Raw genomic sequence first — 26,704 nt, 5'->3', positions numbered from 1 at the left:
TCTAGTAACGCGCATCTTTCGGCTTCTTCATATTGGGCCAGTCCTTCACCTTGCCTGCGAAGTCGGGACGCGGCATGTGGGTGAAATATTCCGACACATCAATGGCTTCCTGATCGGTCAGAACACCGCCCTGCCCGATGGGCAGATTGTAGTTCTGGGCTGGCGGCATCGCATATTTGACGAACTGCGCCGCCTTGTAAGTCCGGGCCAGTCCGGCCCCGATGTTGAAGCTTTCATCCCCCCAGAGCGGCGGGAAGATATAGTCACCGGCCTGGTCCTTCATGCCTTCGCCACCCGCACCATGACAGGTCGAGCATTGTGCGGCATAGATTCTGGCACCGTTGACTGGATCGGGAACAAGGCTTTCATCGATGGGACCGCCATTGCGGATCGCCACTTTGGTGCCCTTTTTCACATCCTGCCGAAGCCAGTCCATATAGGCGACCATCGCCTTCATGTCGGCCCCGTCAGGCGGCAACGGTTTGCCGTTCATCGAACGCTGAAAGCAGCCATTGATGCGCATCACCAGATCGACTTCCTTGCCAGCACGGGGCATGACGGCGGGATAGAAATTGCTGCTGTTGATATAGGAAGCAACATTATCCATCTTGCCCTGCCCCATGTGGCAGGAGTTGCAATTCAGGCCGTTGCCGACATTGTCGGGCAGAAGCCGCGCGGTTTCGTTGAGCAACCGCTTGCCGTGCATGATTTCAGGCGCGTTCGGCTGCTTGAGAATGTCACGGTCCGGCGGGATGACATAGGTTCCGACCTGATTTTTGTCCTTGTCCAGAACCGCATAGGCTTTGGGAGCCGGGGCATCCAGCGAAGGCCGCAGGTGATTGAAGAGAAATGCGCCGCCCGTTACTGCCACGGCAAAACTGGCACCAAGAACGACAATCGTACTGGTTTTCATTGCTTGTTCTCCGGAACGTAATGGACGGGCTTGTGAGCGATTTCACGCCGCATACGCGCGATATCCTGCTCCGTTATGGCAGCACCGTGGTTGCCCCAGCCGTTGCGAATGAAGTTCAGGATTTCGGCGACCTGCCAGTTCGGAAGGTTGGCAAAGCCCGGCATAGTGAAAGCCATCTTGTCCGCCGGCGTGTCAGGCGTCCTGCCCCCGGTCAGAGTGACCTGAATGAGCGAGCTTGGATCATCGGCAAAGACAATCGAATTGCCAGCAAGCGCCGGATAGATGCGCGGTGCGCCCTTACCGTCCATACGATGGCAGACCGAACATTGCTCGACATAGGACAAAGCGCCCGGTGCACTGAAATCTCCCGCCTTGAGGGCCTCCGCCGTCACATCTTCCTTCGGTTGCCATTCACGTTCGCGTCCTTCGCTTGGTGGCAGCGACTTCAAATAACGGGCAATCGCCCGCAAATCATCTTCCGCAAGGTATTGGGTCGAATGCTGCACTACATCGGCCATTGAGCCGAACGCCGCCGTGCGATCGGTGCGCCCGGTCTTGAGGAAGGTGACGATCTCGTCTTCGGCCCAGCTCGAAAGGCCTGTATCCTGATCGCGCAGGTTTTTCGCATACCAGCCTTCCAGAACCGAGCCGGACAGGAACTTGCCCTTCGGATCGTTCTTCACCGCTTTTTCTTCATAGGCGAGACCACGTGGCGTATGGCACGCACCGCAATGACCGAGCCCCTCGACCAGATAAGCGCCGCGTGCGATCACCGGATCAGTGTCCGCTGCAATTTCGAACGGACGCGAATTTCCAAAGAAAAGCTGCCAGTAGGCGAGTGGCCAGCGCATGTTGGTTGGCCACGGCAAGGTGCTGGGCTGGTTATCCTGTTGTACCGGCTCCACCTTCGACATGAAGAACGCATAAAGCGCCTTCATGTCCTCGTCATTCACGACCGTATAGGAAACAAAGGGCATTGCCGGATAAAGATGGACATTATCCTGACGTACCCCCTGCCGTACGGCGCGCTCGAAGTCGGCATAGCTGTAGCCGCCGATACCGGTTTTGCTGTCTGGCGTGATGTTTGTGGAATAAATCGTGCCAAGCGGCGTCTGCATGCCGAGTCCACCCGCAAACGCCTTGCCTCCCGGAGCCGTATGGCACGCAGCGCAGTCGCCCGCATGGGCGACATACTCGCCTTTTTCGATCAAAGCCTTGTCGGTGACATCGACGGCGGCTTCGTGTTTCGCCGTCAGCCAATGGGGTGTTGAAAGCGCAAAGAGCCAAGCTGCGGCTAGCGCACCCGCGCCGCCGACCGCCGCTTTCCAGATCAGTTTCATGTGCCCTCCGACACCAATTCCCTTGTGATGAGGAGAACGTCGAAGATTCGGGATGAAAGAGCATTGACCGCGATCAAAACCTGTCGGGGGAATATTTAGCGATCTACAAAAGCAACAGCTAATGCACGTTTGGCGTGCTTGATAGATTAGGCAAATCGCATTAGGGGCAGCACCCTCCAGGGGCGCAATTCAATCTGATTACGGCAGATTGGCGCTCCAATTGTTTGTTCAGCACGCATCTGATCCGAAAACCGTTTTGCACTTTTCGGGATGCGTTCTTAGCCTGCAAAGATCACCAGCTTTAAGAATAAGTGAGAAAAAGCTAGGTAAATCAAATAAAAAGGCATTGCAGCAACCGCTAACAGAAGGCATGATTGCGTATGTGGGGGCTTATATTGCAATCGTCGGAGAGGACGGAATGGATCGCGCCCTTCAAAATGGCAACCAGTCATCGGACGGCACAACCGCAGAGGATGCGATGACGCTTGAAGCCGTCGAACTGGAGTTTGCGCTTGGAGCCATCGACGTCCTTATCGAAGGTTTTGATTCCGCGCTCGCCAAGGCCGCAGAACGCGTTGGCGGCGAAGTTCTGTTCAATATGCCTGCTCTCGACACCAGTGAAGCACAACGCATCGGTGCAATTGCCATTGCCGGGCAACCGGAAGATCAGGTTATCTTCGTCACATTGCGCAACGACGGCACGACGCTGTCCGTTGAACCGCCCACGGGCGAAAATGCCGTTTTTGAAAGCCTTGGCCGCAACTACGCCGCCGTCATGAAAAGTCTTTCCCTGAAGGAAAAAGTCAACGGCGCCTGAACGGGATTATTTCGGCGCGACAGGCTTTGGAACGCCCGCATGAAGATTGTGCGGAGCAACCGGGTTGAGTGTCATCGTTGTCTCGACATCCTTGAGGCGCACGAATTTCATCCCCTTCGCCTTCAAGGCCAGGACGCCTTTGGCTACCCCTTCACCCGCCGACCGCGTTGGTTGGTTGATATGCGAGATGATGACGTCGCCGTCACGCGCAGCAGCGATGCGGCGCTCAACCGTCGGCGCCAGCAACGAGGCACCCTGATCGCCATTCAGCGAATAGCCACCGATCTTGTAGCCCATGCTTGTTGCCAGCTTGATGGCATCGGTCGAATAACGGGCAGTCGCATCGCGATACCAGACAGGCTTCGACACTCCGGCATCAGTGATCGCCGTCGCGCCGGCATCGATTTCCAGATGAACCGTCTCAAGTGATCCTGCTGTCTTGATGCCATACATTTTCTGCTCGTTGGTAATGGCCGGAACATGCATTGCGCCATGGTTCTCGATATCGAACAGATCGGCATTGGCCTTCAAAACCGCCATGGCGGCCGGGTTCTGCTTTATCCATCGCCCCGTCACGAAGATCGTCGCTGGAATACGGTTCTGCACCAGCATGTCCAGAATGCGATGATCGGTCTTGCCCATACAGGCATCAAGCGTCAGTGCCACCTGGGGCGATGCTGCACCACCCCGCGCGATATGCAATTGCGGCTCAACGATCTTGATCGTGTCGTGCGCAGCCTTATTCTCCGCGCGCTCCTGCGGCGAGATATCGTATGCGCTGGCAATGCCAGTCGTGGCGAGAATGACGGCTCCTGCCGAAACAATAAAACGAAGCATGACAATATCTTCTGAAAATGGCTTAACCACCGGAGATTATTCCGGCAGCTAAGCCAAATTGTGGCATGCTGTCAAACCTTGCGTATGGCCGACTGCGCAGCGGCAAGACGGGCAATCGGCACACGGAACGGCGAACAGGAAACATAGTCGAGACCCGTCTTTTCGCAGAAGGCGATCGACGCCGGATCACCACCATGCTCGCCGCAGATGCCGAGCTTCAGTTTTTCGCGGGTCTTTCGTCCGCGTTCAGCGGCAATTTCCACCAGTTCACCAACGCCTTCGAGATCAAGCGACACGAACGGGTCCTGTTCGATCACGCCACGCTGCTGATAGGAGGTCAGGAACGACGACGCATCGTCGCGTGAAATGCCGAATGTCGTTTGCGTCAAATCGTTGGTGCCAAACGAGAAGAACTCAGCCGTTTCCGCGATTTCGGCAGCGCGCAAGGCTGCACGCGGCAGTTCGATCATCGTGCCAACCATATAGTCTATCTTGACGCCCGCCTCGGCCATGACTTCCTTGGCAACGGCGTCGATGCGCGCCTTGACGAAATCGAGTTCGGCTTTCAGACCAACCAGCGGCACCATTACTTCCGGCACCACGTGTTCTCCAGTTTTCTTCCCTGCTTCAACGGCAGCTTCAAAAATCGCCCGTGCCTGCATTTCCGCGATTTCCGGATAGGATACAGCCAGACGGCAGCCGCGATGGCCCAGCATCGGATTGAATTCATGCAGGGCATCTGCGCGTTCGCGCAGCTTTGCCGCATCGACACCCATCGACCGGGCAACCTCTGCGACTTCCTCGTCCGTATGCGGCAGGAACTCATGCAATGGCGGATCAAGCAGACGGATCGTAACCGGGAGCCCCTTCATGATCTCGAAAAGTTCGACGAAATCCGAACGTTGCATCGGCAAAAGCTTTGCGAGAGCCGTGCGGCGGCCTTCTTCATTGTCGGAAAGGATCATTTCGCGCATGGCCACGATCCGGCTTCCGTCGAAGAACATGTGTTCAGTCCGGCAGAGGCCTATGCCTTCTGCACCAAACGAACGCGCCGTGCGGGCATCTGCCGGGGTTTCTGCATTGGCGCGAACCTTCATCCGGCGGGTCCGGTCAGCCCATTCCATCAGCCTGCCGAAATCGCCGGAAAGCTCGGGCTGCAGCATGGCCACAGCGCCTTTCAGGACCTGCCCGGTGCCACCATCAACGGTAACGACATCGCCCTTCTTGAAGGTCTGGCCTGCTGCAAGCATGACGCCATTGCGATAGTCGACGCGAAGCGACCCCGCACCGGAAACGCATGGCTTGCCCATGCCGCGTGCGACAACGGCTGCATGGCTGGTCATGCCGCCGCGCGTCGTCAGAATGCCTTCTGCCGCGTGCATGCCGTGAATATCTTCAGGGCTGGTCTCGATGCGAACGAGAATGACCTTACGGCCCTCCGACTTTGCCTGTTCGGCTTCTTCCGAAGAGAAGACGATTTCGCCCGTTGCAGCGCCCGGCGACGCCGGGAGGCCCTGACCAATGATCTGGCGCTCCGCACGCGGGTCAATGGTCGGGTGCAGAAGCTGGTCAAGCGCTGCCGGATCGACGCGCAGAACCGCTTCTTCCTCGGAAATGAGGCCTTCGCCTGCCATTTCGACGGCCATCTTCAACGCTGCCTTTGCGGTGCGCTTGCCCGAACGGGTCTGGAGCATCCACAATTTGCCGCGTTCGATAGTGAATTCGAGGTCCTGCATGTCGCGATAATGCTGTTCCAACCGGTCAGCGACCTTGAGGAATTCAGCGAAAGCTTCCGGCATTACCTTTTCAAGCGACGGCTTGTCGGAACCGGCCGCAATGCGCGCTTCCTCGGTGATGTTCTGCGGCGTGCGGATACCGGCTACGACATCTTCACCCTGCGCATTGACGAGAAACTCGCCGTAAAGCTTCTTCTCGCCTGTCGAAGGATTGCGTGTAAACGCAACGCCAGTCGCAGAGGTCTCGCCCATATTGCCAAACACCATGGCCTGCACATTAACCGCCGTGCCCCAGGCCGCCGGGATATTATGCAGCCGCCGATAGGTGATGGCGCGCGCATTCATCCAGCTTGAAAAGACAGCACCGATGGCGCCCCAGAGCTGTTCGCGCGGGTCTTGCGGGAAAGGCTGGCCGAGTTCTTCCTCGACCTTGGCCTTGTAGGAGGCGATGACCCCCTTCCAATCTTCGGCCGTCAGTGCCGTATCGACCTCAACGCCGAGATCGGCCTTCTTGTCTTCAAGAATTTCTTCAAAGAAGCCGTGATCGACGCCCAGCACGACATCTGAATACATCTGGATGAAGCGACGGTAGCTGTCATAGGCAAAACGCTCGTCACCCGCCTCGCGGGCGATAGCCTGCACCGTCTCGTCATTGAGGCCGAGATTGAGCACCGTATCCATCATGCCCGGCATGGAAGCACGGGCGCCGGAACGCACCGACACCAGAAGCGGCTTTTCGGCATCGCCGAAATTGCGCCCCGTCACTTTTGCGATATGGGTCAGAGCCGCCTGAACCTGATCATTGAGCTCGGATGGATAAGACCGGTCGTGATCGTAATAATAGGTGCAGACTTCGGTCGTGATGGTAAAGCCTGGAGGTACCGGAAGGCCAAGGCTGCTCATTTCAGCCAGATTCGCTCCCTTGCCGCCGAGAAGATTGCGGTCGCTTGCCGCACCTTCTGCCTTGCCGTCGCCGAACGTGTACACCCACTTCGCCATCATGGCCTCCTTACTGCAGGATAGGCTCACGAAAAGGCTTGCAACAGTTGCAAGCACTCCCAGAACCTGCTTCCCGTTGCTTATGCGATCAGAAAGGCTGCTGCCAACCAAAAAAAACCAACCGCGACAATAGAATCGATTAAACGCGAGATCAGCACGGTAAAGGTTCATATTGGGAGGACGAGAAAGCAAAAAAATCATTATTATGCTTCCAATTGTGCTCAATCGTTCGCACAGCCAGAAAAGTAAATTTCAGCAGCGCGGAACGTTCCATCGGTGCGTTTACATTGCACAACAACGTCAACAGAAATCTCCAACATACGTCGGATGTCAGCGCGTTCGAGTGCGCTTCCCCCTTCCGATTCCTTGACTAGTAAAGTCAGTTGCTCGAAGGCAAGTCTGGCAGAATCTGCATGAACTGTTGTGATGGATCCTGGATGGCCCGAGTTGATATTGCGAATATAATAAAACGCGCTTCCATCCCTGAGTTCCTGCAGCAATATACGATCGGGACGCATTCGCAGACACGATTCGAGTAGTTCCTTCGGACCCGCATTCGATAACCCCTGCGAGCCCTTTGAATAAAACAGACGCACCTGATTTGGTTGGGAAATTATAAGTTCCGGGCTGTCTTCAATCGAAATGACACGCTCGTGTTGTGGAATATGCTTGATAAGAGCTTTTGAAAGAGTAGTTTTTGCGGACCCTGTCGCACCAGAGATAATGATATTTTTCCGCGCGATAACAGCTTGACGAAGAAACTCCTTGAATTGCCCTTTTTTGTAGAGTTCTTGTAAACGTTCTTGCTCTTTTGAAAGGGCACGAAAGCTTGTTTGCGTATGAGAGAAAAAGCCATTGGCGTCCAGATCATCAAGCGTAAAATCGAGCGATGATGGTTTGCGGATTGTGATGCTGACCGTTCCTTTCGTGGTGGCAGGCGGAATGACAATTTGAATTCGCTCGCCAACTGGAAGTGTTGCCGAAAGTATCGGTCGCGTTTCATTGATGGTTTGATGGGAAAAGCTCGCCACCGCCCGGGCAAGGCGCATGAGTTTTTCAAAGGAAAGCCCAGGAAGATCGTGTATCTGCCAACCACCCGGCCCTTCCGTCAGCACCTGACCGGGGTGATTGACAATGATCTCATATAACGAGCAATCATCCAGGAAGACCGCGAGAGGCTTTAGAAGTTCACGAACGACAGTGCTGTCCTGGGCTTCAGCCATTTTTCCACCTATTTTGTCACAAGCGTCGATGGCGGGTGGAAATCACCCAAAGCTGCCCGATCGAGAATACGATTTCTAGGTTCGGTTACACGAAGCTGGTAAACGCCTGTAAAATCGAGATCGCGAGCGACAAAGATGGAGACCAATTCCCCCTGATGCTTGTTGAGTGTCGGGGCAATATTAATAGATTGCTCCACTGCAATGGCAGCAGCCTGTTTGCCGGCATCTGCGGTATTTTGTGCATCAAAATTGCCGTCTTGCAGACGACTGCTTGCGTAACTTGTCGCATCGCCGACGACGGAAAGGAGAAGCGCACTGCCAAAACGCTCCCACCAATGCGTATCGACCTGCCCATCAACGCCAGCGCGGCCAAGCGCATCTGTTGCTGGCGAGGCAAGCATGACGATCACACCTTGAGGCGTTTTCGCCCTGTTCCAAAGCACAAACAGACGTTTTTGACCCCGTTGGAGGCCGCCACGATATTCCCCGACAAGCTGGGTTCCCTTTTCCATCAGCACCACGCGGCCATTATCGGATAAAACATCGCGGTTGATCACGCAGCTTGCAAACCCCGGCTGATCAGAGGCAAGTGCAGTTTCGAGCACACAAGGGATCGAACTACCCATGGCGATGATGAAATCGCGATTTCCGAGCATACCGGCGCGCGATCCCTCTAGTCGGGTCGGTCGCAGAAGATTTTCGAACCGTTGTTCGTCGGCATTCTGCTGGTTCTGGCCAATAAAATTGCCATCGATTGGCACAAAATTCCCATCTGGCACCGCATTACTGCCGTTCCCGCCCTCGCCTCGTGAGGCCGAATTTTTCTGTCCGCCGCTATAAGCCATAACGGGCGCACGACGGGCGGCATCAAGCAATTGGTCCACTTCGGGCATGGGGTCTTCAAGGACCGGTGTTGGCAGTTTTACCACCGGCTTTTCTTCAACCGGCTCTGTCTTTTCTCTTGCCGCCTCAAAGGGTGTCGTTTGGCGGATCACGACGCGCTCGGTCTGGATATTGTTGTCCTTTGTTTTGCTTCCAGATGTCGACCACAGAGCAAAGCCAATAAACAACACAATGGCGAGTGCAACAGCACCACGCTTGAGGACTGGATTATTGTCGATGCGTGTAGCTGTAACCGTTTCGGCGCGTTCGCCTGGGATCTGATGTTCCTCGATCTCGGCCATCTTAATCACTTCTTCCCCTGTCCCACCAGATCCGGTTTCACGATGCGCTCAACTGAAGGAGACGTCGTGTTTGTGGCAGGGTTGATGCCAATCCGGTCATAGGCTTCGTTGAATACGCACAGCACATCTTTGCCTCGTCGCAGAATGAATTTCCGGCTTAACGCATGGACCATGACCAGATTGCCATCGACAGTTTTGGGCACGAGGGTCTCCGACCCGTCGGAGTTTTCCATATAGATCGCAGGCATTTCCTGATTGCCCGCAAAGGAGAATGTTGTGATTTTACCGTTGTCGTAGACGCTTTGTGGCTCCAGTGCCTCTGCCCCTTGTGCAGAGTACCGCCAGTTGCGCGGACCATATGCCTCGTGAAGCGACAGCACATCGTCAGCATCCTTTGCTTGGACTGTGCGCGCCTGGGCCGCAGCTTGCTGGCGGCGCTGTTCGGCTTCCTCCTGCGGATATCTGAATTTCACATAAAAGTAAGTGTTCTCTCCGACTTCTACCGAACCCTCCCGCACCTTAAGTTCCATCTGATAACTGCGCGTAGATCCGTCCCGACGTGTCGTTACAACAGAGATATTGGTAACCGGTTGGTTTTCTCGTGGTTTTAAAAACAAGATATTACCGGCTGGTGCTACTTCCCAGGCAACGCTGTTGCCAAGGGCCACATGTGCAATTTCCTCATCCCGAGCAAACTCGACTTGAACCGAGGAGCGCAAGGACCCGATGATCCTTGTGATATTGTAAGGCTGATAACTGACAAAACGGACCCGACTGTCCTGCGATGCTGTTGTCGGTATCTCCAGCGCGAGGACACTGGACACAGATGACGCCAGAAAAAATGTGACAATTATTGGAAAGCGCATCAATCGATTGCCTCCGGATCTGCCCGATATTCGCTAACAGCGAAACCAAGCGGGTTCACCAGTCGGTCTGTCGATGACATGGGTGCGTTGGCGTAGGAATAGGTGAGGGTCGCAACAAAATGTGTTGTCCGCACTTCTTCACCGCGGGTTACGCTACGCATATAGCGTACCGATGCCACGTTCTGATTAATGAGCGCGATGGAGACTATGTTAATCCGCACCGTGGCAGAACGGCCATAGAAATTTTGTGGTGATTGCGGATTGCTGCCACGATAAGTAGCTGCGAACCGCGCCTGTTCGGCTTGCGTAGAGAGAAGCGCAATTGTTCGAAAATTCTCCTGGGCTTCGCTCCAGACATAGCCTTCGCGTCCACGAACATATTTTGCCGCAAAATATTTGGTCACGGCTTCGTCGTAAGTGCCAGCGGTCGCCGATAGCGCTGAAACGACATCAACGATCCCGGTAGAATTGTCGACACGAACCACGAAAGGTTCGACAGTTTTCAGCGGCGCAAGGCTCGCAACGGCGAGGATTGATATGCCGGCAACAATACCGGACGCAATTGCGATCGACCACGCCAAGCGATTTGATCGCTCGACCTGAATCATGCGGTCTTGATCAAAGCGACGCGCTTTCTCGAAATAGCTTTTGAGATTGTCTGTCGTGACCATCAATCCTCGCAATCGCCAAAAGAAGCACCAATATCGAAATGATCAAAAGCCCTGGATGGTTTGCGTTCATCAACAAAGCGCGTGATGGATTCGGCTTTGGACTTCGGCAGTGCACTCGATTTTTCCCATTGCCACATTGCGCGATTCAGTGGTCTTCGCGCATTTCCATCACATTTTGGCAAGGAATTTGTCAGCGACGAACAACTGGCAAGTGCGACCGCGATCCCGAGAACCAAGGTCGGCTTGATCACTGATAAATACCTGTTTTTTATCGCCGCAGACGAGGTCATACGCAGATCTCCTTCGCTCAGAATGCTCTTCTCATCATGCGGGTGCCGCGAGCCATGAACCCGACGCCGCGCGATGTTGCCTTGGCAAGCAATCCTTCATGCGCATCGCGTGAAGCTGTATAGCCGTAAGCCAGAGACGCTCCGCCGGACGCTAGAGCCGAAGCGATGCCTGGAAGCTGATAAAAGACATAAAGAGCGGCAATGCCGATGGCACAAAGCGCGATGGGGCGCATCAAGACATCGGAATAGCCCTCGATTGCAGTAAAAGTGGTGTCGAGACATGCAATCAGCAGTGCTCCAACAGCGACGACAAGAACCTGAAGAATGACAAAATTTGCCACTTGTCCGATCCAAGCCTCTGTGAAGCGTCGCGTCGACTGGAACATGGCAAATGCGATGAAGATTGGGCCGATCGCCAGCACGATGGCTAGTGCCAATCGCGCATAAAGTGAAACGACATAGCCTATTCCCGCGACAAGAAAGCTGACGCCAATCACCAATAATCCGCCAACACCAGTTACAATATCGATGGGCCAGGAGGATCGTGACCAGATGTCGGTCGCTGAGTTCTGTCCTTTATCCAGCAGACTATCGAAAGTCGATGCGCTCGGCGCGGCGCCGGAATTAAGTGCTTGCGAAATCTCGCGCGGCAGCTGTTCGAAAAAAATATTGGTGACATAGGTCTGGTATTCGCTGGCGTTCTTGACCAGCGTCACGATGATCGCAAGCTTGATTGCGCGAAAAGCAAAATCCAGGATGGGTTCATGCACCGAACCGCGCAAGATAAGATAACCAAACAGGATAACGTAAAGGGTCACGGCAACGGTAAGCGGGCCTGAAAGCCATTCGGCAATATTCGACGTCCCATCGGATATGAACATCTCCAACGGCCGCTTGAATTGTCCATCAATAAACTCGAAAACGTGATACACGGTGCTAGCCTCCAAGCGCCTTGCGCATATTCTGGAAACGCAACTTGCTATTGGCCGCTTCGGCATTCATGCAATTGACCGTATTGCGCAACTTACCTGGATTGTTGCGACACTTGTCGAGAATGCGTGACAGCATTCTGTGATCGGCCAGCAAGTCTTCGACCGTGTAGGTCGCTTCTGCTTTCTCTGCGCATGCGGACAGGAGGACGAACGCTGTCAGGATCAGGACATTTTTCATTTCAGCCCCCCCTTCATTGCATCCATGCGACGGCGCCAATCTTCTGCCTTGCGCTGATCATCAACCTGCGTTTGCGCCTGCTGAACCATGCGCAAGCCTTCCATTCGCAGCACATCGGTTTGCACAAAGGCTTGCTCGGCCAGGAGCCTTGCTTGCAAATCGGCAATTTCCTTGGCTTCACTTGCCGTGGAAATTTTCTGACGCAGTTCATCAATTCCTTCGATGCGTTTTGTTGCTGCGTCGTAAATTTTCTGGCCGATCCCCATCTGGCCGGCATTTTTGTTCTGCACACGGGACAGTTCTTTTGCGTAAAAATCGTCGGCAGAGGTTTTGTAGGTCGTATTTTTGTCGAGGAATTTTGTTGCAGCATCGTTCAACGCCCCGCTGCCATTGCCTTCGTATAATCCTTCTACGGCAGCAAATTCCGGCGGAAGGGCTTTTCGGATTGCTGGATCATTGAGAACCTGTGCGACATCCGCCATGTCTGTCAGCTTGTTGAAAGAGGTATAAAGCTCTTCGGCCTTCTCAATCTGCTGATGAAGAGCATCGAGCTGCGATTTCAACTGCGCGATACTTTCCAGATGTTTGGCGATCGCCGTTTGATCAATGACAGGGATGCCCTGCCCCATCGCAGCTCCTGTCGACAAGGTCAGCACTGCAACCATCATTGCGCAAAAACGTCTATAGGAAGCCATCAACTTGCACTCCTTCTTTTCTGGAAAACTGGAAGCCAGTCCGCAGGATCGTTTCCGATTTCAGCGCGGATCGTATCGACAAGCTCGACATTTCCGGTACGACCGGAAAGAACAGCCAGTTCATCATCAAGGCCGTGCAGGTCGAGCTCTGCAACGACGCTGTTGTGCCCCTGCTTCAACAAGAATTGCCGGCTTTCGACTGATAGTTCGCGCGCAATCAGTTCGTATTCACGTTCGGTAAGCTTGAACCCATCGACATAGTCAGCGTGATTACCGCGCGAATTCGGGAGGAAAATCTGCGTCGGACATTGCTCGATTATCGTATGAGCAATTGGAGAGATAATCGCATCGCGTGGGCTTTGTGTTGCAAATAGCATCAGACCATTTTGCTTGCGGATGGTTTTGAGCTTGTTTTGCGCCAGATCGCGAAAGCCATCGTCCTGCAGCGCTTTCCAGAACTCATCGATAACGATGAGTATGCGCCTTCCGTCAATCAGCTGTTCGACACGATGAAACAGATAGGCCATAAGGGGTGTGCGGATTTCTTCATGGTCGAGAAACTCCGTCATGTCGTAGCCGACGAACTTCCCGCCCCTTCCTGCCCTCATCGGGGCAAATTCGTTGAGGCCAATATCGTCATCGTCATTGTCGAAAACCCAGCCAAGCGGCCCTTCGCGTTCCCAACGACGAAGCCTGGCAGCGATCCCTTCAGGATCGGTATTGTTCAAGAATGTGCGTAGTGCACCAATCGTTCGGCGCTCTCTAGGCAGATCTGATAGGCCATCGATCGCAGCAGCGATGTCACGCAGTTCGGTTACGGTCAAATCTCGAACATTGGAGCGAACAAGTTTGCCAACCCACACAGCAAGGAACACTTTATTTTCAGGTGTGAGCTCGAGCGCCTTTAAAGGAGCGCATCCGGTCGGACTACCATTTTTAAGCGGAAGATATGTTCCGCCGGCGGCCCGCACATAAAGGTCGGCTCCACGATCCTTGTCGAAGAACACAACATGAGGATCGTGTTTTTCGAGTTGAGAAAGCATGAAGTTGATGATGACCGTCTTACCGGTTCCCGATGGTCCACACATGAAGGTGTTGCCGAGATCGCCGTAATGAAAATTAAAATAAAACGGCGACCCGGAAGCCGTCTTCAATAGCGCGACAGCTGGCCCCCATTCGTTATTGTCCTTCTGACCGGTCGGATACGAATGATAGGGTGAAAGCGCTGCAAAATTACGCGATGTAATCGCCCCGGACCGTGCACGGTAGCGGAAATTCCCAGGAAGCTGTGCCCACCAGGCGGCCTCCAATCCAAGATCTTCGCGTGCAACGACGGCCCCACCACTCGTAAGACTTGCCCGCGCCTTGGCGAGGTTGTCGGCGAGATCTTTGACGGAGGAAGCAACGACGGCAACCGAAAGATGATGCTCGCCCAGAACAAATCGGTTTGATTCAAGGTCATCCATCGCTTGGTCGAGATCACCAATCTGGGATGCTGCTTTGTCACCACTGCTAAGCATCTGATTTTGCTTACGGCCCAGGATCGATCGAGCGTCTGATTTGGAGGTGAATGCAAAGGATTGCGTCAGGATAAATTCAAATGGACTCGAGAGCACTCCATCGAGCATGCCTATTCTGGTGCGAGCTGGATATTCTTTGAAACTCAGTATACCGGCATAGCGGCTTTCAGCCTCGTGCCGGATCTCGACAGTTTCTCGCCCGATGATAACGCGGTCAGAGTAAATAGCGGAAGAAACTGGTCCTTCCGTCAACGGAACGGGCTCGCGCCTACCACCAACCAGTTGGTGCAAAACTTCGCTCAGTTGTGAATACACAAGCCCGTCTCGCTCATAAACCGAAAGCACGCGCGGGTGAAATCGCTCCAGGCCTGCGGTTACATCAATTACCTTGTCCTGGAGATCTTTAAATGCCTCCTCATCAAGTTCGACATTTTGCACTCGCCTTAGCTTTGAAAAAAATCGTGTCGTTTTATCTGCACCGTAACGGGCCGGAGACCAGAGCAGCGTGAGATAAAGGTCGTTACAAAAGAGGTTTTCGCCAGCCATCTTGAGGCGATATTTTTCGTTAAGGGCGTTCGAAAACGCTGCCGAAAATTCCCCGTCCGGATAACTGTCGTTCCGCCGCCTGATAACATGCGTCCATAAGGCAAGCCGCTCATCGGCGATGTTGCGATAAAGGGTATTGAGGTCACGGTGTAATCCATTCAAATCGAGCACATCCGCCGTTTCGAATGACACTCCTTCCAGTGCGATCATCACCATCAGCGTTCCGGCGTTAAGAGCAATCGTCGTCTCATCGACATGACGGACGTAAGGAATGTAGATTTCCGGTCGAAGTTCCCGGACCTTTAGCTTCATGATGTCAGGCAAGGTTGAGATCCCTTTCATCATATCGACGTATCAGGCAAAGCGGAGATAGCGTTGACCCACCCCAATATCCGCTATTGCGAGATCGACCACGCGTATCCACCCATGCGAGCACAATGCGAAACATGTTATGGTCGTGTTTGATGAGAGCTCGAAAAACGAAATGGAAAACGATGCCGACAAGAGCATAGGAAATCGAGCCAGCAAGGAGATAGAATATCGTCGTTGCCATGACGTTGATGCCCATGGCCTCCATCGTCACGCCAGCAACCATAGCGGGTCGGGTGCAGGCGAGAAACAATGTGTCTTCCTCGAAGATTGGCCCAACACTTGTCATCGCTCAGCTTCCGACGATGGTGCCAACAAGCTCGGATGAACCAGCAATGACGCCGATCCCGATGATCCAGTACCCTGCCCGACGCAAATCCATGTAACCAAACATCCATGCGATGGCGATCACGATTACCGCAATGGTCGCAAGCAGTCTGAATATGTTGCCGGTGAGAAGATCAACGATGTTTTGGAGAATGGTCTCGATGCCAGCGGCTTGTGCAAATGCAGGCTGGCTCACTATCGGCACAATGGCCGCGGCCATAATGCAAGAGGCGACAATTGGACGGAGGCGGCAACAGAAATTCATTCGCTTTGCTCCTTTTGTTTGTTCTGAAACACGAGAACCGATAAATTGCGTGAGTTCCTGAAGACATCCCACGAGGACACAGGTGGGACGGAAGCTGCTTCCTCCAGGGCATTATTAGCCGCGCTCTGCTTGCTTCTGCTTGTCACAGCGGCAACAGATGAATCATGTATAATGCCCCTTTGCTCCACGGCATTTTCGATGACGAGCTTGGCCATGGTTGGCCGCAGTTGTTTGATTTTCTGGAAGACCTGTTCGTCATATCGGACCATTTCACCGATCGAGGCGTCACCGCGCCCATACCAGGATCTCAGCATCTGTTTTTCAGCCCTTACCGGATCGAAATTTTCCTCGACTGCATGGCGATAATACCCATCGAGAAGATGAGCAGTTGTTTTGAGATTCAAACAGGGATCGAATGCGTCAGCGATCGATAGATTTGATTTTCTCAAGTCCTCAAGGCTGATACCACCCAAACCAAGCTGAATGTCCTGCTGCTCGGTGACAAGTGAAGTTGCAACCTCAATCGCTTCGGCTTTTGTCGCTGGTTGCTGCTTGAGCGGCAAATCGCTGTTGATGCGAATATTAAAAGGGGCAAAACCACTTTCCAGGCTGACGACACCGGCGAGCGTTTCGGGCGAAACAAAAGCTGCGCAAGTTTGAGCGAGAACGAGAAACGAAACAGGCATGGCTTAGTACCACACTCTGTGCTTACCCAAGTGATCGATGGTCACATCGATATAACTCGGTTTTTCGCGAACGAATGGCCGGGTGGTTACATATGCCAAGCATTGATTGCGGCTATTGTTTCGCTGCATTCGCGGCGAGATGACCGTCTTTTCAATGGAGGCGATGCTTCTTTCGTTCCGGCAAAAGGCGCCATCCACAGCCTGAAGAGATGTTGAGATACATGTCGTCGCACGTCCGCCTGCACTTTGTCCGGCAAATAGACGATATCCGGATTGATAATAATACGGCTCATAGCGCGGCCGCGAACTTTTGAAACCAACACCATTGCAAGTGGGAAATGCATGGCCTCTTGCCAGCCAACTCCAGAGTTTCTGGATAGGCGGTCGACATTCGGAATATTGCATTGGGCCGCCAGGATTGGATAAACACAGGATAACTTGGCATCCCCAGCTTTCGGCGCGAGCGTCGGGGGCTTGAATGAGGTATAGTGAACCGCAACCCATAACCCCTATCGCAAGTTTTAAGAGAAGGCTTCTCATGCTCATAACTCCGTTATCGACCGTCTTTCGACGTTATGATGAAGTAATGTCATCAGCACTCATACTGATTAAATAATGCATAGTTAAAAAAATGGCAAGCTTTTTAAGTGATCGATGGCAAAGTCAGGCACTGGCGGTTTTCGCGGTTCGTGAAATTCTCGAAAAACCGCTCGCGGATGAATCACCTCAATCCCGCATCAAACAGATTGGAATGGTAAACATCCTCTATATGATGCATCAGGCTCATGAGCCTTTAACCCTTGCTAATGTTATGGTTTTTACAGGAATGACCCGCGGCGGCGTCATTGAAACGATGGACGCTCTTGTACAACGTGGCATTCTGACCGAAACAATGGGCAAGAATTCCATGGGCAGAGGCACAGCGCGACAGTTCGAGTTTGCGCCTGAGGTTTTTGCGCAAATTCGGTCAACAAATTAATGGATACTGGCGCCTATACTATAAAAATTATTTCAACTGGATCGACATTCATAAGCTTTGCAGACTCAGCAAACCGAAACAATCATAAAACGGACATACTTCCGACTGAATTTTTCTGCGCCATCTATCGCGCATCGTTCATTTCTTCCAGATAATCGGAACAGATTTTCTCAATCTGAGCGATAAGCAGGTTCGTTTGCTTCAGGAGCCATCGTAGTGCTTCCTCGGTGATATCAAAATGCGGAGAATACCGCGCCTTCACGTAAGCTTCATTGACGATATTGAACCACGCCTTGTAACGCTGTTGATCTTGCGGCCATGCCTTGGCCAACTCATTGCGTTGCCCTTCCGAGAGCCGACGCAGGAATTTCAGATTGTGCGAAGACGGAGAGTAGTTTGTTGTTACCAACAGGAACGTGGAATACGCCTGTTCTATCGCTTGATGGAGCAGGAAGGCCGCCTCTTTGAAAATTCCCGTCTCAATGCAAAAATTGGCGGTCAGTACGAAATTTCGTGCATGCGGTAGCCGATCATCAAAATATTCTCTTGCAATACGATGGGCGTCTTCCGGATTAAGAATACCGGGTTGGGCGAGCGGCTCGGGATCGAGTTCGTAAAGTACAATGCCTTCTTTGCGGATGTCAGTGAAGAAATATCGCCCTTCCTTAATTCGCGTGTTTACCTCACGCAAAGAATGGACGATGAAGTTTACCGGAGTCTGCACATCACGCAGGCGCATAAGCCGGTCTTCGGTTTTTCGCCAGAACTCAAAGTCCGCCAGCTTACGATTGTTGACGATAATCAGCAGGTCAAAATCGGAACGGTAGCCTTTGCCGGTATACGGTTCATCCACTTGTGTGCCGCGCGCATACGATCCGAACAAAATGGTCTTGACGATACGACCGCGCTTCTTGAACTCGGCCGCCCCCTCCTTGAGCGCATCCTCGAATTCCTCGAAGATAACTTCCAGCACGCGCTGCAACTCACGCTGCTTTACGTGAGGCAAGTGATCAATACGGTCTTTCATCAGCACGGGCGCACCTGTCGGTCAAAAAGTAAGGGCGAACTATTTTGAATGTGGGCTTAAATTGCAAAATTGAACGACGTCGATCAAGAAAGCCTTTGCAAAGTTTGTGCGATTTTATTCCTATGTGGCTCTGCCGACGAGATATGAGTTTTCTCCACCGATCCTACAGCACTTATTTTCCTTTGTTGTTGCGCTCCTCGAAATATCTTGAGATTCATCTAAACCTTGTTTCCGATTGTTGCCACAACTATTTGATTCTGTTACAAGACAGTGCATTCTCAAACAACACATGCCAGGGACGACGATACAGCGATTGCTGTTAAAAAAAGCCGTCATGCGGTCTCCACAACGTCCGGCTCTATTCATTGAACCCTCCGCCGGGCGCAGGAGGAATGCTTGTGTTGCAAATTTCGAATGTGAGAGCCGCCCGGGAACTTTTGCAGCAGGATGCTATCCGTTATGGCGCTGAAGACAGTCTGATTGTGGATGCCACGAGGCGAATCTATGCAGACACAGCCCCCACAGCTGCCGCGCTTTTTGCACTCGACGCCTGGTTCGAAGACGATCAGCGAAATTTTCAGTTCTGGACGCGGATTTTTCAGCGCCTCATGAATTGAAACTTACTGAAACGGGTCTGCAGGCCGATCGAGCGCGTAGCCCCGGCCCTGCACCGTTCTGATCAGATTTGGACCATGCCGCACCAATGCACGCCGGATATGTCCGATATGAATGTCGACCGTACGTGGCTCGCCGATAGCTCCTCGACCCCATACAGCATCGATAAGGTCCTGCCTGCTCCAGACAATTTCAGGCTTTTGCATGAGCGCTTCAAGTAGACTGAATTCTAACGGTGTGAGATCGATGTGATGACCGTTTCGATACACCCTGAATTGCGAACGGTTCAGCAATAGGTCGCAGTAGGTCAAAACAACTCGTGTGACGCCAGTAGCCGTGAAATCGCCTCGGTACCTTTGGAGAAACTGTAGCAAAATAAATGGATCGAACGGGCGTTTCAGAACAAGATCCAATCGCTCATTGATCCCGAGCCTACTATCGATACCGCTCTTTGCCAGTAAAATCAGTGCGAGACCGGGAAGCTGCCCCTTGAGGTGAGAAAACTCGAAAAGGTCAGCCTCGCCGCTGTCCAGTATCAAGACGCTCGCATTCAGTTCGCCGCCTATCTCGGCACTGGTCAGGTCTCTGATCTCTGATACGAGTTCCGCATCGAACCCTTCAACCGAGAGCAGATGACGAAGCATCAAAAACAATTGCGCGTCAGATGTCTTTATAAGAATCTTCGACATAACATTCATCGCCCTGCTGAAGCACTATTAAGGGGAAACATATTCTCCACCGTTTACATCGATCGTGGCGCCATTGACGAAGCCAGCATTTTCCGAAGCCAGGAAAGCAATTACAGCTGCTACATCGTCAGGGCTCCCCAGCCGACCGACTGGAATACGCAAAAGAGCATTGCGATTTGCATCGGAATCAATCGGGCCAGTCATTCCGGTTACTACATGTCCCGGCGCAACCATGTTGGTCGTAACTCCGGTGCCGCCAAGTGTGGACACGAGAGAACGAAGACAACCCGATAGCGCAGCTTTTGATGCGGTATAAGCGCTGCCAGCGAGGCAGGGCACGGCCCTGCTGGCGATAGAGCCAACCAAAACAATTCTGCCGAAGCGCCGTTTAATCAGATTAGGTAAAACCCATTGGCAACAAAGGACAGGTCCAATCAGATTGGTTGAAAGGACTGCGCTCCACTCCTCTGTCGACGTTTCGACAAACGTTGCAGCTTTGCCATCCTTGGCTTTGGGTGATATGCCAGCATTACAGATCAGTGTGTCTGGCGACCCCCAATAGCTTCGCACCTCATCGAAAAAACCGACAATTGCTGTCGGCTCATTTATGTCTGCACTTCGATAAAAGATGGTATCTTCCCCGAACTGCGAAATGAGCATTTCGCCAGCCGCCGAGACTCGCTGAGGTGTCTGCCCGAAAAAAGCTACTTTGTAGCCTTCTTGCGCCAATCGTCTAACCGTTGACAGCCCAATACCGGAACTACCCCCGGTGACGACCGCTATACGCTCACGCGCGCCGACTGTCATGCTGCATGATCCATTGCGGCAAAAAGTGAAAGCGGAGGATGAGCGTCGGGATCCGTAATCACTTCAATGAGCGACGGTTTACCACTTTCAATGCTCCGACGTAGCTGCTCCGATAAGTCAGCAGCATTATCGACGGTGGCAGATCGACATCCGCACGCTGAAGCGACCGCCGCGTGATCGACCGGTGCAAAATGGCACGCCGTTGTATAGCGGCCGAATTTTATTGTTTCCGCATCTTTCTGGAAGCCCAACACGCCATTATTCAAGAGGATGACGGTGACGGGTAGCTGCATACGTATCATCGTTTCCAGTTCGGCCCAGCTGTGTGCAAATCCACCGTCTCCTACGAGGACAACCACCGGCTTGTCAGGCCGGGCAACCTTTACCCCCATCGCAAGCGGTAGGCCCCATCCAAGGCCAGCAAGCCCGCGCGGTGTAATGAATCTCGTGCCCACCTTGCGACAGCGAAGCTGACCGACAACCCACATCGACGAATAGCTCGCATCCGCCACAACCGTGACGTCATGATCGAGCCAGGGCTGCAGTTCCTGCATAACGCGCTCAGGCCGCATGGCACCTGACCGATCTTCAAGAACTGGTCGACGAGATTCATCATATTTCGTCCAGAAACCGGCAATTCTCTCTTCATAGGCGAGGCGCGGCATACTACGCTGAAGGAAGGTTCGTTTAGACAACCCTTCGCATAAGGCCGTGAGTGTTTCGCGTGCATCGCCATGCAAACGCAACGCCTCGTAATTACGTCCGATCTCGCTGGGGTCGATGTCAATGTGGATGACTTTTGCAGTAGCAGGAATCTGCTGCCAATTGTCGGTTCCGTTCTGATTGGTGCGTGTTCCGGCAAGGATTACCAGATCGGCTTCATTCATAAGTTGACGACTGTGGAAACCCAGCGATCTAGGACCAGTCAGAGATCCTAGAACGCCAGCAGATAGAGGATGGAATTCGTCAACCACCCCTTTGCCCATATTCGTCGTGAACACAGGAAGGGAGGCTATCTCTTGAAGCCGGGCCAACGCCGCCGCTGCGCCACTGGCATGAATACCGCCGCCGGCAAGCACAACAGGGTTGCGAGCTTCAGCAATAGTATCTACCGCAGCCTGAATAACGTCATGGGATGGACAAAACCTGTCGAGCGGCCAGTAGCCAAGACAAGCAGTTCTCGGCTTATCGACCTTCGGAGCCGGGCTACGCAGCAGATCCGCAGGCAACAAAAGCGCAACCGGTCCCGATCGCCCGCTTGTCGCCGCGGTAAAAGCTGCATCGATGTAGTCATCGACGCGCTCGGCCACATTAAGTCGACGAACCCATTTTGTGCAGGATTGGAAGAGGGCGATTTGGTCGATATCCTGAAAGGCATTCTTGTCCGTTTGATTTCGCTCGACGTCCTGTACAAGCGCGACAACTGGAATACTCGCCTTCATGGCTTCAGCTAATGGTGGAACAAGCAGCGTAGCAGCCGGACCGTTCTGCGCCGCGACGACACCCACTTTGCCGGAAACGCGGGCATAACCGTCCGCCATCGCTCCCCCCATATTTTCCTGACGATAGGCGATCTGATGAATGCCACGTGCTTCCGCGGCAAGAATAACAGCGGAGGGCAGACTTTGTGCGAAGATCACTTCCACGCCATGGCGGACAAGTGCTTGAGCGATTCGATCGGCAACGCTGTCTGTAATTGCGGCATGTATCATGAGTTGTCCTCCCGTACGGGGTTTTGTGCAAGGAAATCATCAAAAAGCGAGGCAATAAGGTCGACTTCTGTTTCGCCCATCGGAGTCGATAGGCTGGCCGCGGCCCCAAAGGGCAACAGCACGCCATTGCGGGCGAAATGCCGTGTGAGCTCTCGGATGCGTAGGGCTTGATCAGGCGACGTAATCGAAGAGCGATAATCAGTCGGCGCTTCACGTTTTGGATGAATGCGGAAGAGGGAAGCGGCTCCTGTGATTGAATAAGGTGCCTGTCGCAACTGAGCGATCTGAGCCAGACGTGAACGCAAGGCATCTCCTAGTTCCTCAAGCCGTGCAAAGGAATCAGGTGTCAATGCATTCATAGCGGCAAGACCTGCCGCCATGGAGACTGGGTTAGCGGAGAACGTGCCACCTTGCGGAACCGGCAGCTTACCATCCCGTTTTTCGAAGACCGACATGACTTCTGCGCGCCCGCCGATGGCTCCAATTGGAAACCCGCCACCAATGATCTTGCCGGTTGCTATCAGATCGGGACTAAGACCGTAACGGTCCGAAGCCCCCCTATAACCTTGCCGGATATTCAACACCTCGTCGGCGATCAGCAGAATGCCATGCTCTTGCGCGAAGATTGTCAGCGCTTCAATAAATCCTTGGCTTGGCCCAAATAGCCCGGCGCGGCTCGGCATCGGATCAATCAAAATACCGGCGATCCGATGCGCGTGGCCTTCGAGTTTCGAAACAATCCCCTCTTTGTCATTGAACTGGAGCACGATCACATCGTCGCCAAGGCTGGACGGCGCACCATGATATCCTGGCCGTGCAATGTTTCGACCGGACCCGTTATTGGGATAGGTGCCGGTTTGCCCCGTTTCAGCCCAATCATAACCCCCGTGATAAGCTCCCTCAAAGCGAACGATCGCAGAGCGACCTGTGAACGCTCGAGCGGCCTTGATTGCAAACATGACCGCTTCGGTCCCGCTGTTGACGAAGCGAACCTTTTCCATTGCCGGGATCCGCGAGATCAGCAATTCAGCCAGTGCGACCTCGTGTTCCGTCGGATTGGAAAAACAGGTTCCGTTACGCAATAGCCTAGCAACCACTTCCGCAACCGGTTCGAAGCCGTGTCCGTGTATAAGCGTGGTGAAGTTGTTGTTGAGGTCCAGAAGACGGTTATCGTCCACATCAACCAGATAGGCGCCATCACCACGGTCAATGTAGATCGGTATCGGATCGATATCGATCGTGGCGCGTGAAACACCTTGCGGCAAAGCCTGCAAGCTGCGGGCGTAAAGGCGTGACGATTCCGTTCTCTGCACCGGATCGCCACGGTTTATTCTCGGACTAGGTATCATTGATTAGGCCTTTTAAACGCACATCAGCTAACGCTTTTGCGTTACCTTTGCACTTTTGTTGCAACAAAAATACGAAAGGTCAAGTCCATACAACAAAAATCTATCTTGTTTCGGAGCGCACTCGCGCCGCCTGGCGCAAGCGCCGATATCCATCCCGAATGTCGCTTTCGAAAGCAGCACGCAAGGATGCGCCATCCTTTTCTTCAAGCGCCTCGATTGCCAGTTGGTGATTGCGCACACCATATTTCTCTTCGGCAAACTCTGGGTACAGATCATAAAGAGATGGGCCAACCCTAAGCCAGGCCCCCTCAATCATTGACAAAAGCCGCGGCAGCCCGGCCATTCCATAAACATGAAAATGGAAATCTTTGTTATACCGTAAAGCCGTCTCGTAATCGCGCTGATCCAGCGCATCGTTGATATAATTTTGAATATCTTGAAGTCTTTCAATATCTTCAACGGTCGCTGAGTTCGCCGCCAGCTGCGCCGCTAGACCTTCAAGAGCGAGGCGAATTAGCGTAATCTCACGCAAACTGTCTTCATTCAAGACCGGTACGATTACAGTTTTCGGTCCCGAATAGACCAGCGCACCCTCACCAGCAAGACGGTTGATTGCATCCCGCGCAGGCGTGGAACTAAATCCGAGATCTTCGGCCACGGCACGGACGGTAAGCTTTTTACCAGGCTTATACTCCCCCCGTATCAAGCGCTCTTTCATTTCCCGATAAGCGACATCTCCAAGCCCCGGAGCCTGCCCCTCATTCGTTATGTCCTGCACTTTCCCTGCGCTCATTTAAGCCTCAATCTCTGTTGACACATTTAAATTTTGATGCAACAAAACATCTATGTAAAGTTTTTGTAAAGATTTTGTCGCGTCATTTAAGGTTCTAGCACCACCCACTTATGGAGTCACGCAGTTGCCAATCAAGTTCGCCTCTGCGTGCGACCCACACCTTGCCTTTCTGGCATCATGCACTGAAGGCGCTACGCACAGATTTCAACATGGTTTTCGGAGGAGGAAAATTTGATCGGTCAGAAATTAATGCTCGCCGCAGTTCAGAAAAGATTTGGCGAAACCTGGGCCGTCCACGAAGCTACGCTTGACATCCGGGCAGGCGAATTCGTTTCTATAATTGGACCATCCGGTTCAGGCAAAACGACTCTGCTCACCATGATCGCTGGCTTCGAACATCCAACGAAAGGCAGAATTCTTATTGGTGGCACCGATATAACCGCGCTACCACCCAATCGACGTAATATTGGCATGGTGTTTCAGAAGTATGCGCTGTTTCCCCATCTTACGGTGCGGCAGAACATTGCGTTTCCACTGAAAATGCGCCGACTGGGTTCGAAGAAAGATATCCAGTCCCGCGTCGATGAAATGCTTGAACTGATCCGTCTCGATGACTTCGCCGATCGTTATCCAAACCAGTTGTCTGGTGGACAACAGCAGCGCGTGGCGGTCGCTCGCGCATTAGTTTTCTCTCCGCCAGTCATTCTGATGGATGAGCCACTGGGTGCCCTCGACAAGAAATTACGAGAGGCAATGCAGTTTGAGATCAAGCGCATACAGGAGAATCTCGGAGCAACAGTCATCTATGTCACTCATGATCAGGAAGAAGCGCTGACAATGTCCGACCGCATCGTGGTAATGCACGACGGTCGCGTGCAGCAGATTGGCACTCCGTCAGAGCTTTATAGGGAACCCAACGGGACATTCGTTGCCGATTTTATTGGCTCTATCAATTTTATTCCGACAACTTATCGCGGCCGAGAAAACGGTAAGTGCATTCTGGAAATCTCAGAAGGTGTCGTCGTTGAAGTCGATGCACGACTTCATCCCCAACTAGCTGAAAAATCTATCGGTTCCGAAATCAGGCTGGCCATGCGGCCGGAAAATATTCGTATCTCTACCGATCTTAAAAAGGGGCAGCTGTCCGGTACAGTCGAGGCTTCCGTCTTCATCGGTTCAAGCACGGTTGTCCTGGTCCGGCTTGAAGCTTTTCCAGATATCGAACTGCGTGTTCAGTTACCTGCGGCGGCATCTTCGCCAGTGCCCGGAAGGAATAGCCGTGTTGGAGTGAATTTCGACGCCCTCACACTTCTTACTTTCGACCTTGAGAAGAGGCTGGCAGCATGATTTCTTCACCTTCGAACTTTGGTGCATTTTTAAACGGAAAATCCGCACGCAAGTACCCTCCATTAATGTCATGGTTGCTGGTTCTGCCTTTGCTATCCCTGTTGGCATTCGGCTTTTTGTATCCGATAGGCAAGCTTATTGTTCTGAGTTTTTCAGACGATGCGATAAGCTATGCACGCATCATGGAGGGGCGTCTTTATCTCGATGTCCTGGCTTCCACGGTTGGCGTTGCGGTCGCTGTAACCGCCATTGGCTGCGTGCTCGGCTTTCCTGTCGCCCTGGTCATGGCAAGAGCAGGAAAGCTTGCAGGGATTATAGCGGCGATTTGCGTCTTCATTCCGCTCTGGACTTCGGTTCTTGTTCGCTCCTATGCCTGGATTGTCCTGTTGCAGCGGAATGGGATCGTGAACGGATTTCTCAGCGCCGCCGGTTTAACTGACCAACCTCTCAAGCTTCTTTACACGCAAGGCGCGGTTACACTGGCGATGGCACATGTTCTCATGCCTTTCGTTGTACTGCCCATCTATGCTGCGCTCAAAGCTATACCCAAGGACCTTGATCGGGCTGCTCTAAACCTAGGCGCAAATCCTTGGAAGGCTTTCTTCATCGTCACATTTCCTTTGTGCCTTCCCGGGATATTTGCCGGCGCCACACTGTGCTTCGTTTTATCGCTTGGCTTTTACATAACACCCGCTTTGGTCGGAGGGCCGGATTCCATGTTGATGGCAACGCTTATTGGACAAGAAACCACTGTGACGCTCGATTGGCCATTCGCAGCTGCCCTTTCAACCGTACTGCTTTGCATGACGATTATCTTTGTCGCGTGCTTCCGACGAGTATTAGCACTCAACAAGGGGTTTGGCAGTGTCCATTGATCAATTCTCTACAATCGGCTCGAAGCCAGAAATCAGGATTTCAAGGATGCCACTGAC

27 protein-coding genes are annotated in these 26,704 nt (G+C 53.0%); 4 read left to right on the top strand and 23 right to left on the bottom strand.

Translation table 11 applies throughout. The annotated features are described in order from the left end of the window. Nucleotide 1: 1 nt before the first annotated feature. A complete protein-coding gene (locus tag F9K91_RS03995; protein WP_151677240.1) occupies nucleotides 2–913 on the bottom strand; it encodes a c-type cytochrome in 912 nt (303 codons plus the stop codon). Then, entirely contained in the window at nucleotides 910–2,253 is a 1,344-nt protein-coding gene (locus F9K91_RS03990) for a c-type cytochrome (protein ID WP_151677238.1), read from the bottom strand. The genes F9K91_RS03995 and F9K91_RS03990 overlap by 4 nt, the downstream gene beginning before the upstream one ends. Before the next feature lie 418 nt (nucleotides 2,254–2,671). Between F9K91_RS03990 and F9K91_RS03985 the strand changes: the two genes are divergently transcribed. Beyond that, complete coding sequence (locus F9K91_RS03985; RefSeq protein WP_061345176.1) at nucleotides 2,672–3,070, top strand: hypothetical protein; 399 nt, start codon at nucleotides 2,672–2,674, stop codon at nucleotides 3,068–3,070. 6 nt (nucleotides 3,071–3,076) lie between these two features. Here the strand turns inward: F9K91_RS03985 and F9K91_RS03980 are convergent, their stop codons facing one another. The 15 genes from F9K91_RS03980 to F9K91_RS26270 form a co-directional block, all read right to left on the bottom strand. Next, entirely contained in the window at nucleotides 3,077–3,907 is an 831-nt protein-coding gene (locus F9K91_RS03980) for a polysaccharide deacetylase family protein (RefSeq protein ID WP_151677236.1), read from the bottom strand. Nucleotides 3,908–3,978: 71 nt separating this feature from the next. Further along, nucleotides 3,979–6,642, bottom strand: coding sequence for a pyruvate, phosphate dikinase (gene ppdK / locus F9K91_RS03975; protein WP_151677235.1), 2,664 nt, complete (start codon nucleotides 6,640–6,642; stop codon nucleotides 3,979–3,981). A gap of 221 nt (nucleotides 6,643–6,863) precedes the next feature. Beyond that, complete coding sequence (virB11, locus tag F9K91_RS03970) at nucleotides 6,864–7,865, bottom strand: P-type DNA transfer ATPase VirB11 (protein WP_151677233.1); 1,002 nt, start codon at nucleotides 7,863–7,865, stop codon at nucleotides 6,864–6,866. An 8-nt stretch (nucleotides 7,866–7,873) separates the two neighbouring features. After that, nucleotides 7,874–9,049 carry a type IV secretion system protein VirB10 gene (virB10, locus tag F9K91_RS03965; RefSeq protein WP_151677231.1) on the bottom strand — a complete coding sequence of 392 codons (1,176 nt, stop codon included), beginning with the start codon at nucleotides 9,047–9,049 and terminating at the stop codon, nucleotides 7,874–7,876. 5 nt (nucleotides 9,050–9,054) lie between these two features. Continuing rightward, a complete protein-coding gene (virB9, locus tag F9K91_RS03960) occupies nucleotides 9,055–9,915 on the bottom strand; it encodes a P-type conjugative transfer protein VirB9 (protein ID WP_151651710.1) in 861 nt (286 codons plus the stop codon). Continuing rightward, nucleotides 9,915–10,586, bottom strand: a complete 672-nt coding sequence (locus F9K91_RS03955) for a VirB8 family type IV secretion system protein (RefSeq protein ID WP_140019960.1) — start codon at nucleotides 10,584–10,586, stop codon at nucleotides 9,915–9,917. The genes virB9 and F9K91_RS03955 overlap by 1 nt, the downstream gene beginning before the upstream one ends. Then, nucleotides 10,586–10,876, bottom strand: a complete 291-nt coding sequence (locus F9K91_RS03950; protein WP_210296047.1) for a hypothetical protein — start codon at nucleotides 10,874–10,876, stop codon at nucleotides 10,586–10,588. Before F9K91_RS03950 ends, F9K91_RS03955 begins: the two co-directional genes overlap by 1 nt. 17 nt (nucleotides 10,877–10,893) lie before the next feature. Further along, complete coding sequence (locus F9K91_RS03945; RefSeq protein WP_140019961.1) at nucleotides 10,894–11,808, bottom strand: TrbL/VirB6 family protein; 915 nt, start codon at nucleotides 11,806–11,808, stop codon at nucleotides 10,894–10,896. 4 nt (nucleotides 11,809–11,812) lie between these two features. After that, nucleotides 11,813–12,046 (bottom strand): EexN family lipoprotein, encoded by a 234-nt coding sequence (locus tag F9K91_RS03940; RefSeq protein ID WP_140019962.1) that lies wholly within the window; start codon nucleotides 12,044–12,046, stop codon nucleotides 11,813–11,815. Next, nucleotides 12,043–12,741: a P-type DNA transfer protein VirB5 gene (gene virB5 / locus F9K91_RS03935; protein ID WP_151677272.1), complete on the bottom strand. Its 699-nt coding sequence runs from the start codon at nucleotides 12,739–12,741 to the stop codon at nucleotides 12,043–12,045. The genes F9K91_RS03940 and virB5 overlap by 4 nt, the downstream gene beginning before the upstream one ends. Beyond that, nucleotides 12,741–15,149: a VirB4 family type IV secretion/conjugal transfer ATPase gene (locus F9K91_RS03930; protein WP_174977401.1), complete on the bottom strand. Its 2,409-nt coding sequence runs from the start codon at nucleotides 15,147–15,149 to the stop codon at nucleotides 12,741–12,743. The genes virB5 and F9K91_RS03930 overlap by 1 nt, the downstream gene beginning before the upstream one ends. Further along, on the bottom strand, nucleotides 15,124–15,465 hold the full coding sequence (locus F9K91_RS03925; protein WP_140019963.1) for a VirB3 family type IV secretion system protein: 342 nt from the start codon (nucleotides 15,463–15,465) through the stop codon (nucleotides 15,124–15,126). The genes F9K91_RS03930 and F9K91_RS03925 overlap by 26 nt, the downstream gene beginning before the upstream one ends. A 3-nt stretch (nucleotides 15,466–15,468) precedes the next feature. Then, the gene (locus F9K91_RS03920; RefSeq protein ID WP_140019964.1) at nucleotides 15,469–15,768 is read right to left on the bottom strand and encodes a TrbC/VirB2 family protein; all 300 of its coding nucleotides are present in this window, start codon (nucleotides 15,766–15,768) and stop codon (nucleotides 15,469–15,471) included. Beyond that, nucleotides 15,765–16,454, bottom strand: a complete 690-nt coding sequence (locus F9K91_RS03915; RefSeq protein WP_140019965.1) for a lysozyme family protein — start codon at nucleotides 16,452–16,454, stop codon at nucleotides 15,765–15,767. The genes F9K91_RS03920 and F9K91_RS03915 overlap by 4 nt, the downstream gene beginning before the upstream one ends. 3 nt (nucleotides 16,455–16,457) lie before the next feature. Then, complete coding sequence (locus tag F9K91_RS26270) at nucleotides 16,458–16,994, bottom strand: hypothetical protein (protein ID WP_151677230.1); 537 nt, start codon at nucleotides 16,992–16,994, stop codon at nucleotides 16,458–16,460. A gap of 91 nt (nucleotides 16,995–17,085) precedes the next feature. Here F9K91_RS26270 and F9K91_RS03905 point away from each other — a divergent pair, with 91 nt between their 5' ends. Beyond that, nucleotides 17,086–17,433 carry a transcriptional regulator gene (locus tag F9K91_RS03905; protein ID WP_151677228.1) on the top strand — a complete coding sequence of 116 codons (348 nt, stop codon included), beginning with the start codon at nucleotides 17,086–17,088 and terminating at the stop codon, nucleotides 17,431–17,433. A 124-nt stretch (nucleotides 17,434–17,557) separates the two neighbouring features. Here F9K91_RS03905 and F9K91_RS03900 read toward each other — a convergent pair whose 3' ends face one another. The 6 genes from F9K91_RS03900 to F9K91_RS03875 all read right to left on the bottom strand — a co-directional run bounded on the left by F9K91_RS03900 (nucleotide 17,558) and on the right by F9K91_RS03875 (nucleotide 24,425). Beyond that, nucleotides 17,558–18,460, bottom strand: a complete 903-nt coding sequence (locus F9K91_RS03900) for a nucleotidyltransferase and HEPN domain-containing protein (RefSeq protein ID WP_151677226.1) — start codon at nucleotides 18,458–18,460, stop codon at nucleotides 17,558–17,560. 620 nt (nucleotides 18,461–19,080) lie between these two features. Next, nucleotides 19,081–19,764 (bottom strand): winged helix-turn-helix transcriptional regulator, encoded by a 684-nt coding sequence (locus F9K91_RS03895; RefSeq protein ID WP_235912768.1) that lies wholly within the window; start codon nucleotides 19,762–19,764, stop codon nucleotides 19,081–19,083. A 27-nt stretch (nucleotides 19,765–19,791) separates the two neighbouring features. Beyond that, the gene (fabG, locus tag F9K91_RS03890) at nucleotides 19,792–20,571 is read right to left on the bottom strand and encodes a 3-oxoacyl-ACP reductase FabG (RefSeq protein WP_151677224.1); all 780 of its coding nucleotides are present in this window, start codon (nucleotides 20,569–20,571) and stop codon (nucleotides 19,792–19,794) included. After that, a complete protein-coding gene (locus F9K91_RS03885; RefSeq protein ID WP_151677223.1) occupies nucleotides 20,568–22,283 on the bottom strand; it encodes an acetolactate synthase catalytic subunit in 1,716 nt (571 codons plus the stop codon). Before F9K91_RS03885 ends, fabG begins: the two co-directional genes overlap by 4 nt. Then, nucleotides 22,280–23,632, bottom strand: coding sequence for an aspartate aminotransferase family protein (locus F9K91_RS03880; RefSeq protein ID WP_412842137.1), 1,353 nt, complete (start codon nucleotides 23,630–23,632; stop codon nucleotides 22,280–22,282). The genes F9K91_RS03885 and F9K91_RS03880 overlap by 4 nt, the downstream gene beginning before the upstream one ends. A gap of 100 nt (nucleotides 23,633–23,732) precedes the next feature. Then, nucleotides 23,733–24,425 carry a GntR family transcriptional regulator gene (locus F9K91_RS03875; protein ID WP_151677221.1) on the bottom strand — a complete coding sequence of 231 codons (693 nt, stop codon included), beginning with the start codon at nucleotides 24,423–24,425 and terminating at the stop codon, nucleotides 23,733–23,735. A 231-nt stretch (nucleotides 24,426–24,656) separates the two neighbouring features. Here F9K91_RS03875 and F9K91_RS03870 point away from each other — a divergent pair, with 231 nt between their 5' ends. Together F9K91_RS03870 and F9K91_RS03865 are read left to right on the top strand one after the other, a co-directional pair. Further along, a complete protein-coding gene (locus F9K91_RS03870; RefSeq protein ID WP_151677220.1) occupies nucleotides 24,657–25,772 on the top strand; it encodes an ABC transporter ATP-binding protein in 1,116 nt (371 codons plus the stop codon). Then, nucleotides 25,769–26,647 (top strand): ABC transporter permease, encoded by an 879-nt coding sequence (locus tag F9K91_RS03865; RefSeq protein ID WP_151677218.1) that lies wholly within the window; start codon nucleotides 25,769–25,771, stop codon nucleotides 26,645–26,647. The genes F9K91_RS03870 and F9K91_RS03865 overlap by 4 nt, the downstream gene beginning before the upstream one ends. Nucleotides 26,648–26,704 lie beyond the last annotated feature (57 nt).

The sequence above is a fragment of the Brucella tritici genome, from assembly GCF_008932295.1.
Taxonomy (GTDB): Bacteria; Pseudomonadota; Alphaproteobacteria; order Rhizobiales; family Rhizobiaceae; genus Brucella; species Brucella tritici.
This window is presented reverse-complemented; position numbering and strand designations above follow the sequence as displayed.